The organism is Mesorhizobium sp. B2-4-6 (genome assembly GCF_006442775.1).
In the GTDB taxonomy this organism is placed as follows: Bacteria; Pseudomonadota; Alphaproteobacteria; order Rhizobiales; family Rhizobiaceae; genus Mesorhizobium.
The window spans coordinates 323,495-335,367 of the sequence record NZ_VFVI01000001.1 but is presented as its reverse complement, the minus strand read 5'-3'; the positions used below and the strand labels follow the sequence as shown (position 1 = coordinate 335,367).

Here is an 11,873-nt window from a genome sequence, read left to right as displayed (position 1 = left end):
GCATACCGGAACGCTCGAACCACAGTGCGCTCAGCGAGGCGCAACGCCTCGCGCCGGGTTGCCGACGACGGTGGTGTTCGCCGCCACGTCGCGCGTCACCACCGCGCCCGCGCCGACGATCGCGCCCTCGCCTATGCTGACCCCGGCAAGGATCACCGCGCTGCCGCCGATCCAGGCATTGTCGCCGATCGTCACGGGCTTGGCGATCTCCAGCCCGGCCAGCCGGCCGGAGGCCTCGCGATGATGCTCGGCGCAGTAGATCTGCACATTGGGTCCAAGCAGCGTTCCCCTGCCGATGCGCACCGGCGCGGTGTCGAGGATGATGCAGCCGGCATTGAGGAAGACGCCATCGCCGAGGAACAGGTTGAAGCCATAGGCGCAATGGAACGGCGCCTCGATGAGGGCGCCCTCGCCCGCGCCGCCGAGCAGCGCCCGCAAGGCCGGAGCGATATTGCCGCGCTGCCGGGGCGGCAGGCCGTTGTGCTCGAACACCGCATCGCGCGCGGCAACGCGTAATGCCTCCAGCTCATCGTCGATGCAGGTGTACCATTCGCCCGCCGCCATCTTCATGCGTTCGCTTCTCGTCATGGTGGCATCTCCAGATCTTCGTCTGCTGCCAAAGCATAATCGCCAAAGCATAATCGATTGTCTGACAAAAGCCCCGTAGCCAAACGCTTGGCTTATGCTAGCCTGCCGTTGCGAGACCATGCGACGGTCTCAGTTTGAGGGGGTCGATCATGCTTTACATTCTTGCACTGCTGATAGGCGTCATTGCCGGCCTGCGCGCCATGACCGCGCCCGCCGCCGTCGCCTGGGGTTCCTATCTCGGCTGGCTCCCAGTCGCAGGCACTTGGGCGAGCTTTATGGGTCACTGGATTGCCGTCGGCATCTTCACCATCCTGGCCATCGTTGAACTGGTCACCGATCAGCTGCCGTCGACGCCGAGCCGCAAGGTGCCGCAGCAATTCGGCGCGCGCATCGTGACCGGCGCCTTCTGCGGCGCGGTGATCGGCGCCGCGGCCGGCGCCACCATCGGCGGCCTGATCGCGGGCGCGATCGGCGCGGTGATCGGCACGCTGGGCGGCGCCGAAGCGCGCGGCCGGCTGGCCGCCGCCTTCGGCAAGGATCCGCCCGCCGCCTTCATCGAGGACGCGGTGGCGATCATCGGCGGGCTGCTCATCGTGGCGGCGGTCGCATGAGCGCAAAGAGCTTCGACGCCATCGTCATCGGCGCCGGCCAGGCCGGCCCGCCGCTTGTCGGCCGGCTCGAGGCCGCCGGCATGAAGGTCGCGCTGGTCGAGCGCAAATTCATCGGCGGCACCTGCGTCAACACCGGCTGCATGCCGACCAAGACGATGGTGGCGAGCGCCTATGCCGCGCATCTCGCCCGTCGCGCCGCCGACTACGGTGTCGCGCTCTCGGGCCCCGTCGGCGTGGATTACGAGCGGATCAAGGCGCGCAAGGACAAGGTCACCAACGACGCCCGCGGCAATCTCGAAAAATGGATCGCCGGCATGAAGGGCTGCACGCTCTATCGCGGCCACGCGCGTTTCGAATCGGCCGACACGGTGCGCGTCGGCGACCAACTTCTCACCGCGCCAAAGATCTTCCTCAACACCGGCGGCCGCGCCTCGGTGCCCAACCTGCCCGGCGTCAACGACGTACCCTATCTCACCAATTCCTCGATGATGGACCTCGATGTGCTGCCCAGCCATCTGATCGTCGTCGGCGGCAGCTACATCTCGCTCGAATTCGCACAGATGTTCCGCCGCTTCGGCTCCGAGGTCACGGTGATCGAGAAGGCGCCGCGGCTGACCGGCCGCGAGGACGAGGACACCTCCGCGGCCATCCTGTCCATCCTCGAAAACGAAGGCATCGCCATTCATGTCGGCGCCGGCGATATCAGTTTCGCCAAACAAGGCAGCGAGATCGCCGTCACCTTCTCCGCCGACAAGCCGGCGGCGGTCGGCTCGCATGTGCTGCTGGCGCTCGGGCGTGTTCCGAACACCGACGATCTCGGCCTCGACAAGGCCGGCGTCGCGGTCGATCAGCGCGGCTTCGTCGTCGTTGACGACCAGTTGCGCACCAATGTCCCGGGCATCTGGGCAATGGGCGACTGCAACGGCAAGGGCGCCTTCACCCATACCTCCTACAACGACTTCGAGATCGTCGCAGCCAACCTGCTCGACAACGATCCGCGCAGGGTCAGCGACCGCATCGAAGCCTATGCGCTCTATATCGATCCGCCGCTTGGGCGCTGCGGCATGACGGAAGCCGCCGTGAAGAAATCCGGCCGCCGCGCGCTGGTCGGACAGCGGCCGATGACCCGCGTCGGCCGCGCGGTCGAAAAGGGCGAGACGCAAGGCTTCATGAAGATCCTGGCCGATGCCGACACCGGCGAGATCCTCGGCTGCTCGGTGCTCGGACCGGGCGGCGACGAGGCGATCCACTGCGTGCTCGACCTCATGTACGCCAAGGCCCCGATCGCGACGCTGGCGCGCGCCATGCACATCCACCCCACCGTCTCGGAGCTGTTGCCCACCATTGCCCAGGAGCTGAAGCCGCTGGCTTAGAGCAGTCCAGGCAAAGTGCGAAGCGGTCGGGCTCGGCGACTTCGCCGTAGCTTCCGTCTGGAATTGCGGAGAAACAAAGGTCTCTGAGCCCGGCCGGGCGCTCTTCCGTTTCTGCATTGCTGCGTTGCAACAATGGCGCTTGTGCGCCGGGCGCATCCAGCGCCAGTCTCGACTTTGAACCGATTCAGTCCGGACATCCCATGCCGCTGCCGATCCTAGCGCTCGCCATTGCATCCTTCTGCATCGGCACCACCGAATTCGTCATCATGGGCCTGCTGCCGGAAGTCGCGGCCGACCTCGGCGTCTCGATCCCGTCCGCTGGCCTTCTGGTAACCGGCTATGCGCTGGGCGTCGTCTTCGGCGCGCCGATCGTCGCCATGGCAACCGCCCGCCTGCCACGCAAACCGGTGCTTGTCGGCCTCGCCACCCTCTTCGTCATCGGCAATCTCTTCTGCGCCATCGCGCCGAACTACTGGCTGCTGATGGCGGCGCGCGTCTTCACCGCTTTCGGCCACGGCGCCTTCTTCGGCATCGGCTCCGTCGTTGCAGCGAGCCTCGTGCCGCGCAACAAGCGGGCGAGCGCCATCGCGCTTATGTTTGCCGGCCTGACGCTCTCCAACATCCTCGGCGTCCCCGCCGGCACGGCGCTCGGCGAAGCCTTCGGCTGGCGTGCCACTTTCCTCGCCGTCGTCGGCATCGGCCTCATCTCGGTCGCGGCCATTGCCTGGCTGGTGCCGTCGGATGTCGCCGAGCCGAGCGGCGGCGGCCTGGTCGGCGAGTTGCGCGTGCTCGGCAAGCTGCAGGTCTGGCTGGCGATGCTGATCGCCTCGCTCGCTTCCGCCAGCCTGTTCGCCGTCTTCACCTACATCAAGCCTTACCTCACCGATGTCTCCGGCCTGTCGACGGCGACCGTCACCTGGGTGCTGCTCTTGTTCGGCGCCGGCATGACCATCGGCAACATCATCGGCGGCAGGCTGGCCGACTGGAAGCTGATGCCGACGGTGATCGCCACGCTGCTCGCCATGGCGCTGCTCTTCGTCGTCTTCACCGAGCTCGGCGCTATCGCAAGCGTGGCTGTCGCCATCGTCTTCCTGTGGGGCATGCTGATCTTCATCGTCGTGCCGCCGCTGCAGATCCGCGTCGTCGAAGCGGCTGCCGAAGGACCGAACCTGGCCGCCACGCTCAACCAGGGCGCCTTCAATGTCGGCAATGCCGGCGGCGCCTGGATCGGCGGCCTCGCCATCTCCTGGGGCGTCTCCTACGCCAACCTGCCGCTGGTGGGCGCGGCGCTCGCGCTTCTGGCCGTCGCCGTGGCCGTGCTGTCGCAGGCGCTCGACCGCCGCGCGGTCCTGCAGCCACAACCAGCTGAATAAAGCTCGGCGTCTTCGCCGTAGCAGCTCGGCGTCTTCGCCGTAGCAGCTCGGCGTCTTCGCCGTAGCAAGGCTCGGCGTCTTCGCCGTAGCCAGCCTGCCCCGACAGCGCAGCACGGCTGGACCACTCGACAGCCCGATCGCAAAAATGCATGGGTGAAACCTCTTCACGCGGAGGTATCCCATGCAGAAGACGATCGAGCGCATCGCCGGCGACAGCGAGGGTGTCGTTTACGAATTTCCGGTCCTGCGCTTCGAGGGCAAGGACAAGGCGGCTCCTTCCGCCTATCTGCAGGCGGCGCTGCATGCCGGCGAGCTGCCGGGCGTCGTCGCCATCGACGCGCTGATGCCGATGCTGGCCAAGGCGGAGACCGAGGGCCGCATCAAGGGTCCGATCACCATCGTGCCCTGGGCCAATCCGATCGGCCGCGCGCAATATCATTTCGGCGAGCATCAGGGCCGCTTCAATCTCGGCACCCGGACCAACTTCAACCGCTCCTTCCCGTTGCTTGCGGCGCCCGACGCCAGGCTGTTGCCCGATGTCAGCCTCGGCGGCGCCGATCGCCGGCTGAAGAACCGGCTCGTCCAACTCTCCCTCGGCAACGACATCGTCCTTGACCTCCACTGCGACGACGAAGGCCTTGCCTATCTCTACATCCACACCAGCCTGTGGCCGCATATGGCCGACTGCGCGGCCGCCATGGGCGCCGAAGCCGTCCTGCTGTGGAGCGAAGACAACACCGGCACCTTCGAAGGCGCCTCGATCATGCCCTATCAGAACGTGCCAGCGAGCGTCGCGCGCTTCGACCGCCGCGCCGTCACCACGGTCGAATATCGCGGCATACTCGACGTCGATGGCGCCCTGGCCGCGGCCGATGCCGCAGGACTCTACCGCCTGCTGGTGACGCGGGGCGTCGTTCGGGACCCGTCCGTACCGAAATTCGAGAAATTTTCCGGCCCTGTCGTGCCGCTGGAAAACATCGACATGATGCCTTCGCCCAGGGCCGGCGCGATCCTCTACGACGTCAAGCCCGGCGACCGCGTCAAGAAAGGCGACAGGCTGGCGACGATCGTGCATGCGCCCGGCGAGGCCGGCGGCCGCACGGAAGTGTTTGCGCCGCAATCAGGCTTCATCCTGACCCGCCGCGCGCGCCGCATCATCCGCGCCGGAGAGGATCTTCTGAAGCTCGCCGGCGACGCCAGGAGCAGCGACGCGCGCTCCGGCACGCTGGAAGACTGAAGCGTGCGGCCTTCAGCATGGGCGTGAAATCCAGTTGCACCGACCGTCATTCGCCGCTATGGGAGTCGCCATGAACATGCGTTCGAACAAGACCGTTTGGTGGTGGGCTCGCTGACAGCGGCCTGTTCGTGCGTGTGCGCGTGAAAGTAGAGGGTGGCCGCAACGGAATGTCCGGGCGGCCATTTGTTTTTTAAGCCATTCCCGGGTCCGTTGCCCAAAACGCTGATGGAGACGGCAATGACGACTAAAGTTCTGGACAACGGGGCGGAGCGTTTCGTCACCGCGGGCGGCGTGACGATCACCCGCGAACGCCACGACAGGCCCTATGAAGGCGCGATCGATGCCTATGTCGACGGCCTGAATTCTCGCCGGGGCGCAGTGTTTTCCTCCAACTACGAATATCCGGGCCGCTACACGCGCTGGGATACGGCCATCATCGATCCGCCGCTGGTCATCTCCGCGCGGAGCCGCACGATGCGCATCGAAGCGCTGAACAAGCGCGGCGAAGCGCTGTTGCCCGCGATCGGCAAGGCGCTTGCTGGCTTGGGCGAAGTGACGATCTCCGATACCTCGAAGACGCTCATTCGTCTCGATGTGGCGAAACCCGGCCGCGTCTTCACCGAGGAGGAACGCAGCCGCGTTCCGTCGGTCTTCACCGTGCTTCGCGCCATCACCGCGCTGTTCAAGACCGCCGAAGACGCCAATCTCGGCCTCTACGGCGCCTTCGGCTACGACCTGGCCTTCCAGTTCGACCCGGTCGACTACAAGCTCGAGCGCAAGGAAAGCCAGCGCGATCTCGTGCTGTTCCTGCCCGACGAGATACTCGTCGTCGATCATTATTCGACCAAGGCCTGGACCGACCGCTACGACTATTCGGGCGAGGGTTTTTCGACCGTGGGGTTGCCCCGCGACGCCACCGCCGAGCCGTTCAAGACCGCCGACCGCATCCCGCCGCGCGGCGACCACGAGCCGGGCGAATACGCCAACCTGGTGCGGCGCGCCATGGAGAGCTTCAAGCGCGGCGACCTGTTCGAGGTCGTGCCTGGACAGATGTTCTACGAACGCTGCGAGACTCAGCCTTCAGACATCTCGCGCAAGCTGAAGTCGATCAACCCCTCGCCCTATTCCTTCTTCATCAATCTCGGCGAAAACGAATATCTGATCGGCGCCTCGCCGGAGATGTTCGTGCGCGTCAACGGCCGCCGCGTCGAGACCTGCCCGATCTCGGGCACGATCAAGCGCGGCGACGACGCCATTTCCGACAGCGAGCAGATCCTGAAACTGCTCAACTCGAAGAAGGATGAGTCCGAGCTCACCATGTGCTCGGACGTCGACCGCAACGACAAGTCGCGCGTCTGCGAGCCGGGCTCGGTGCGCGTCATCGGCCGCCGCCAGATCGAGATGTATTCGCGCCTGATCCACACCGTCGACCACATCGAGGGGCGGCTGCGCGAAGGCATGGACGCCTTCGACGCGTTTCTCTCTCACGCCTGGGCCGTCACCGTCACCGGCGCGCCGAAGCTGTGGGCCATGCGCTTCATCGAGCAGAACGAGAAGAGCCCGCGCGCCTGGTATGGCGGCGCCATCGGCATGGTCAATTTCAACGGCGACATGAACACCGGACTGACCTTGCGCACCATCCGCATCAAGGACGGCATCGCCGAGGTGCGCGCCGGCGCCACGCTGCTTTTCGACAGCGTGCCCGAGGAAGAAGAAGCCGAAACCGAACTGAAGGCATCCGCCATGCTCTCCGCCATCCGCGACGCCAAGACCGGCAACGCCACCGGAACCGAGCGCACCACCGCGCGCGTCGGCGACGGTGTCAACATCCTGCTGGTCGACCATGAGGACAGTTTCGTCCACACCTTGGCCAACTACTTTCGGCAGACCGGCGCCAATGTTTCCACGGTGCGCTCGCCGGTGCCGGAAGAGGTCTTCGAGCGGCTCAAGCCGGATCTCGTCGTGCTGTCGCCCGGACCGGGCACGCCGAAGGATTTCGACTGCGCCGCCACCATCAAGAAGGCGCGCGCCCGGGACCTGCCGATCTTTGGCGTCTGTCTCGGCCTGCAGGCACTGGCCGAGGCCTATGGCGGCGAGTTGAGGCAGTTGCACATCCCCATGCATGGCAAGCCGTCGCGCATCCGCGTCTCGAAGCCCGGTATCATCTTCTCCGGACTGCCCAAGGAAGTGACCGTCGGCCGCTACCACTCGATCTTCGCCGACCCCGTGCGCCTGCCCGACGGTTTCGTGGTCACCGCCGAGACCGAGGACGGCGTCATCATGGCCTTCGAGCACCGCAAGGAGCCGATCGCGGCGGTGCAGTTCCATCCGGAATCGATCATGACGCTCGGTCACAATGCCGGCATGCGCATCATCGAGAACATCGTCGCGCATCTGCCGCGCAAGGCCACGGAAAAGGCCGCTTAGAAAAGATGGCGCAAACGCTGGACACGACAGCGGCCGCAGCGAAAGCCGCGACCCGGGAGAAGGTCGCCAGGCTTGCCTTCTGGTCGATCGTCGTCGCCTGTGTCGTGCTCGTCTTGAAGCTTGCCGCCTGGTACATCACCGGCTCCGTCGCGCTCTATTCCGACGCGTTGGAATCGATCGTCAACGTGATTGCCTCGGCCGCCGCCTTCTGGGCGATCCAGGTCAGCTACAAGCCCGCCGATCAGGACCATCCCTTCGGCCACCACAAGGCCGAGTATCTTTCAGCGGTGCTGGAAGGCGTGCTGATCGTCGTCGCGGCGCTGCTGATCCTCAATGAGGTCTGGCAGTCCTGGCAGCATCCGGCTCCGCTCGAACAGCCCTGGGAAGGCCTTGCGGTCAACGGCGTCGCGACGGTCGTCAATGCGATCTGGGCCTGGGCGCTGATCCGCACCGGCCGGAACGCGAAGTCGCCCGCGCTTGTCGCCGACGGCCAGCACATCATGACCGATGTGGTGACATCCGTCGGCGTGTTCGGCGGTCTTGTCGGCGCCGTGCTCACCGGCTGGCAGATTCTCGATCCGGCGCTGGCCGTCATCGTCGCGCTCAACATCCTGTGGCAGGGCTGGCATGTCATCGGCTCGTCGATGAACGGGCTGATGGACCGCGCCGTCGACAACCACGAGCACATGCAGATCCGCGACATCATCTCGGCCAATTCGAAGGGCGCGCTCGAAGTGCACGACCTGAAGACGCGCATAGCCGGGCGCGCCACCTTCATCGAGTTCCACCTCGTCGTCGACGCCGACATGACGGTCGGCGCCAGCCATGTCATCTGCGACCGCATCGAGGATGCGCTGAAAGCCGAAAACCCCTCGGTGCGCGTCACCATCCATGTCGAGCCGGACGACGAGGCCAAGCTGCCGAAAGGCACCACGGCGGTGCCTTTCGCTTAGCGCTAACCAAAGCCTGTCGAGATTCAGGTCAGGCCGAGTCGAGATGGCTTCCGAGAACCGGCGCGGAGCGTACTTAAAAGTACGTGAGCACCGGAAGCGCAGGAAGCCACCGTTTGCAGGCCGGCCTCACCTGAATATCGGCAGGCCTTACGGCGCGCAGGCCGACTGTGGCAGTGGCTGCAGCCGATAGACCTTGTCGTCGGACCTGGTCTTGCCATTCGCCGCCTTCGAGCAGAGATCGAGGACCGCCACCGCATTGTTGGGGTTCGCGACCATCATCGTGCCGTTGGCACCGCGCTTGAGGAAAATTTCCTTCTGCGAGATGTCGCAGGAAAAGTCGCTCATCTTCGAGCTGGCCGAACAGCGCCACTGGTCGGCCTCGCCCTGGCAGGAATAGGTCTGCGTGACCTTTTTCCCTTTCTGCCTCGTCGTCACCGAAACGGCGATATCGGCGCCGTCGGGCCAGTTCGCGGCATCGCCGCCAGCAGCGAAGGAGGCAAGCTCGACGGGTCCGCGGAAGATGCGGATCGATTGCGTGAACTGGTTGGGATGCGACTTCAGATGCGCATCGTCGTAGTCACGCCCGAAGCAGAAGGGCTGATCGGGCTTGAGCCGCACGCGCAGCGGATCGCCAAGCGCCGGGTCGATCGGATCGATGCGCGCGAACTCCGCCTTGCAGCTGTCGGCCGGCATCGGATCCAGCTTGAAATTATCGTCCTCGCTGCCCAGCACCTGCTTGTTGTATTCCGCTTTGCCGAGCTGTTCTTCCGAATCCGGGTCGAGATAGACGTCTTGCGACAGACCGGATAGAAGCAGCTTTCCGTTGTCGTCGACTTTCAGCGAAGCCAGCGTGCGGTCGCAATCCATGCCGCAGCGGATGCCGCTCGCCTTGTCGCTTGGATCCTCCTTGTTGCACCAACTGCTTGCCCATTCCGGCTTCTTGGCGCCGCGCACCGTGGTGGTGAGGAAGCCGTTATAGGAAGTATCCTGGTTGGCGGGGGGTTCTTCGTTCGACCGGCTCATCGGGTCATGGCCGTAGAGGAAGAAGATGCGCGCCACCTTCTGATGCGGATGCGCCTTGAGATGGGCAGCGTCGTAGACGCGGCCGAAGCAGGCGTCGGCGCCGGTCGGGCTGAGCTCGGGAAGCTTGGGCGGCTGTTCGGCGCGCGCCGCCCCGGCTAATGCGGCAAGGGCGCCGCAAAGCGCCACGCCCGCCATGGTCCTCGCCACCATGGTCCTCGATGACATGTGATCCTCCTCCCACCGACAGGGCCGGGATATGCTAGTCTAGGAGTGCCGCCTGGACCATGCAAAATCGCGCGAGCGGGCGGGCGAACGGAGGACACGATGCTGCGCCGTGACATTTTTCGTGCCGGTCTCGCAGGCGCCGCGGGCCTTTTCGGGCTGAGCCGTGCAAATGCGGCAACAGAAGAGGAAAGGCTGAAGGTGGCTTATCACCTCAGCGACGCCGACAAGGTCAACTTCGTCCTCGGCAACATCAAGAACCATTATGAAGGCACCGGCGGCAATGTCGATATCGTGCTTGTGGTGCACGGTCCGGCTCTGGCCGCCTTCAAGTCCAAGGGCGCTTCCGGCGCTGTTTCCAGCCGCTTCGCCGGCCTGGTCCAGCAGGGACTTGTCCCGCAAGCCTGCGGCAACACCTTGCACGGCATGGATATCACACTGACCGACCTGCTGGCGGGCTTCGAGCTTGCCGAGAAGGGCGGCGTCGTGAGGCTCGCCGAGTTGCAGCACCAGGGCTATGTCTATCTCAGGCCCTGAATGCGCGCGGACTTGAAGGCCAGGCCGACAATGGCCTACGAAGGATGGCAGCCCGGAGGCCAGCCGACATGACGACACTTGCCATTCCCGATCTTGCCGGAAAGGCGGTGCTGGTCACCGGCGCTTCGACCGGCATCGGCGCGGCCCTTGCCCGTGCTTACGCGGCGCAGAAATGCCGCGTGGCGCTGCATTACAACGCGAGCCTAGCGCCCGCCGAAATCGTGGCCGGATCCATCCGCGACGATGGCGGCGAGGTGTTTCTGGTCCAGGGCGACTTTTCGAAACCTGCCGACGTCGAGCGTGTCGTCGAGGAGAGCGCAAACCATTTCGGCCGGCTCGACGGCCTGGTCAACAATGCCGGCGGCATGCTCGGCCGCGTCGCTTATGCCGATCAGGACGAGGCGCAGTACGACGCGGTCATGGACCTCAATGCGCGCTCTGTCCTGACCGCCTCGCGCAAGGCGATACCGTGGCTGAAGCGCCAGGGCGGCTTCATCATCAACACCACTTCGATCGCCGCCCGCAACGGCGCCGGCGGCGGGGCCGGCCTCTATGGTTCGTCCAAAGCCTTCGTCTCCAACGTGACGCGCGGCATGGCCAAGGAGTTGATCGGCTTCGGCATCCGCGTCAACGCCGTGGCGCCGGGCACGATCCTGACGCCCTTCCACGAACGCTATTCGAACGCCGATCAGATCAAGGCGATGGTCGCCACCATACCGCAGGGCCGCGCCGGAACGCCTGAGGATTGCGTCGGCGCCTATCTGTTCCTGTCGTCCGACCTGTTGAGCGGCTACATCATCGGCCAGGTGATCGAGGTCAATGGTGGCCAGTTGATGCCGTGAGCGGTCGACTGCATACTCGATGCAACGCGCAACCTGGAGGGAGAGCAAAGGCATGTACGGACTGATCGGCAAGATGCGGGCGGCGCGCGGCCAGCGCGATGCGGTCATGGACGTGCTGCGCGAAAGCACCGGCGCTCTCCCCGGTTGCCTGAGCTACATCATCGCCATCGATCCGGTCGACGCCGACGCGATCTGGGTCACCGAAGTGTGGACCGACCAGGCGAGCCACAAGGCCTCGCTGCAATTGCCGGAAGTCCAGGCCGCGATCGCCAAGGCGCGTCCCTTCATCGCCGGCTTCGAATTCCAGGTCGAGACCAACCCGGTCGGCGGCTTTGGCCTTCCCGCACCGGAAAAGGCCGGCTGACTGGGGAACAGCTCTATCGTTTGTTGGAGCACCTAATGCGGACCGTGAGCATCCACCATGCAAAGACTAATTTATCACGTCTGGTAGACCAGGCCGCCGGAGGTGAGCCGTTTATCATCACCAAGACAGGCAAGCCGTTGGTCAAGGTCGTGCCTATCGGTCAACCTACCGCTGCACAGATACGGCGTGTGGGCTTTATGGCTGGCCAGTTTTCCAGCCCCGAAAGCTTCGATCGCATGGGTGGCGAAGAGATCGAAGCGTTGTTTGGCATGGACAAGTGAGGGTGTTGCGGCCCTGCCAACAAGGTCCCACGGGGGGTTCGC

The 11,873-nt window shown here is 65.1% G+C and carries 12 protein-coding genes; 10 read left to right on the top strand and 2 right to left on the bottom strand.

The genetic code is table 11. The features are described from left to right. Positions 1 to 30: 30 nt before the first annotated feature. Positions 31 to 588, bottom strand: coding sequence for a sugar O-acetyltransferase (locus FJ957_RS01630; RefSeq protein WP_140827792.1), 558 nt, complete (start codon positions 586 to 588; stop codon positions 31 to 33). 149 nt (positions 589 to 737) lie between these two features. On the opposite strand from FJ957_RS01630, the gene FJ957_RS01625 reads away from it, so the two are divergent. The 6 genes from FJ957_RS01625 to FJ957_RS01600 all read left to right on the top strand — a co-directional run bounded on the left by FJ957_RS01625 (position 738) and on the right by FJ957_RS01600 (position 8,562). Beyond that, entirely contained in the window at positions 738 to 1,199 is a 462-nt protein-coding gene (locus FJ957_RS01625; RefSeq protein ID WP_140827790.1) for a DUF4126 domain-containing protein, read from the top strand. Beyond that, positions 1,196 to 2,572: an FAD-containing oxidoreductase gene (locus FJ957_RS01620; protein WP_140827788.1), complete on the top strand. Its 1,377-nt coding sequence runs from the start codon at positions 1,196 to 1,198 to the stop codon at positions 2,570 to 2,572. Before FJ957_RS01625 ends, FJ957_RS01620 begins: the two co-directional genes overlap by 4 nt. 200 nt (positions 2,573 to 2,772) lie before the next feature. Continuing rightward, positions 2,773 to 3,945 (top strand): MFS transporter, encoded by a 1,173-nt coding sequence (locus FJ957_RS01615; RefSeq protein ID WP_140827786.1) that lies wholly within the window; start codon positions 2,773 to 2,775, stop codon positions 3,943 to 3,945. A gap of 181 nt (positions 3,946 to 4,126) precedes the next feature. Beyond that, entirely contained in the window at positions 4,127 to 5,182 is a 1,056-nt protein-coding gene (locus FJ957_RS01610) for a succinylglutamate desuccinylase/aspartoacylase family protein (RefSeq protein WP_140827784.1), read from the top strand. A gap of 237 nt (positions 5,183 to 5,419) precedes the next feature. After that, positions 5,420 to 7,609 (top strand): anthranilate synthase, encoded by a 2,190-nt coding sequence (locus FJ957_RS01605; RefSeq protein ID WP_140827782.1) that lies wholly within the window; start codon positions 5,420 to 5,422, stop codon positions 7,607 to 7,609. 5 nt (positions 7,610 to 7,614) lie between these two features. Then, the gene (locus FJ957_RS01600) at positions 7,615 to 8,562 is read left to right on the top strand and encodes a cation diffusion facilitator family transporter (protein ID WP_140827780.1); all 948 of its coding nucleotides are present in this window, start codon (positions 7,615 to 7,617) and stop codon (positions 8,560 to 8,562) included. 147 nt (positions 8,563 to 8,709) lie between these two features. Here FJ957_RS01600 and FJ957_RS01595 read toward each other — a convergent pair whose 3' ends face one another. Next, positions 8,710 to 9,810 (bottom strand): hypothetical protein, encoded by a 1,101-nt coding sequence (locus FJ957_RS01595; RefSeq protein WP_140827778.1) that lies wholly within the window; start codon positions 9,808 to 9,810, stop codon positions 8,710 to 8,712. Between the two features lie 99 nt (positions 9,811 to 9,909). Between FJ957_RS01595 and FJ957_RS01590 the strand changes: the two genes are divergently transcribed. From FJ957_RS01590 to FJ957_RS01575, 4 genes are all read left to right on the top strand, one after another. After that, a complete protein-coding gene (locus FJ957_RS01590; RefSeq protein ID WP_140827776.1) occupies positions 9,910 to 10,344 on the top strand; it encodes a DsrE family protein in 435 nt (144 codons plus the stop codon). Between the two features lie 68 nt (positions 10,345 to 10,412). After that, positions 10,413 to 11,186 carry an SDR family oxidoreductase gene (locus FJ957_RS01585; RefSeq protein ID WP_181180470.1) on the top strand — a complete coding sequence of 258 codons (774 nt, stop codon included), beginning with the start codon at positions 10,413 to 10,415 and terminating at the stop codon, positions 11,184 to 11,186. Positions 11,187 to 11,238: 52 nt separating this feature from the next. Next, positions 11,239 to 11,550: a putative quinol monooxygenase gene (locus FJ957_RS01580; RefSeq protein WP_140645698.1), complete on the top strand. Its 312-nt coding sequence runs from the start codon at positions 11,239 to 11,241 to the stop codon at positions 11,548 to 11,550. A gap of 35 nt (positions 11,551 to 11,585) precedes the next feature. Then, positions 11,586 to 11,831: a type II toxin-antitoxin system Phd/YefM family antitoxin gene (locus FJ957_RS01575; protein WP_140827772.1), complete on the top strand. Its 246-nt coding sequence runs from the start codon at positions 11,586 to 11,588 to the stop codon at positions 11,829 to 11,831. The last annotated feature ends 42 nt before the right edge of the window (positions 11,832 to 11,873 follow it).

Bases quoted from the DNA above. Each gene is read 5' to 3' on its own strand.
- FJ957_RS01580 (WP_140645698.1), top strand. From the start codon at position 11,239: ATGTACGGACTGATCGGCAAGATGCGGGCGGCGCGCGGCCAGCGCGAT.
- FJ957_RS01625 (WP_140827790.1), top strand. From the start codon at position 738: ATGCTTTACATTCTTGCACTGCTGATAGGCGTCATTGCCGGCCTGCGC.
- FJ957_RS01595 (WP_140827778.1), bottom strand. From the start codon at position 9,810: ATGTCATCGAGGACCATGGTGGCGAGGACCATGGCGGGCGTGGCGCTT.
- FJ957_RS01610 (WP_140827784.1), top strand. From the start codon at position 4,127: ATGCAGAAGACGATCGAGCGCATCGCCGGCGACAGCGAGGGTGTCGTT.
- FJ957_RS01600 (WP_140827780.1), top strand. From the start codon at position 7,615: ATGGCGCAAACGCTGGACACGACAGCGGCCGCAGCGAAAGCCGCGACC.
- FJ957_RS01630 (WP_140827792.1), bottom strand. From the start codon at position 588: ATGACGAGAAGCGAACGCATGAAGATGGCGGCGGGCGAATGGTACACC.
- FJ957_RS01585 (WP_181180470.1), top strand. From the start codon at position 10,413: ATGACGACACTTGCCATTCCCGATCTTGCCGGAAAGGCGGTGCTGGTC.
- FJ957_RS01615 (WP_140827786.1), top strand. From the start codon at position 2,773: ATGCCGCTGCCGATCCTAGCGCTCGCCATTGCATCCTTCTGCATCGGC.
- FJ957_RS01590 (WP_140827776.1), top strand. From the start codon at position 9,910: ATGCTGCGCCGTGACATTTTTCGTGCCGGTCTCGCAGGCGCCGCGGGC.
- FJ957_RS01605 (WP_140827782.1), top strand. From the start codon at position 5,420: ATGACGACTAAAGTTCTGGACAACGGGGCGGAGCGTTTCGTCACCGCG.
- FJ957_RS01575 (WP_140827772.1), top strand. From the start codon at position 11,586: ATGCGGACCGTGAGCATCCACCATGCAAAGACTAATTTATCACGTCTG.
- FJ957_RS01620 (WP_140827788.1), top strand. From the start codon at position 1,196: ATGAGCGCAAAGAGCTTCGACGCCATCGTCATCGGCGCCGGCCAGGCC.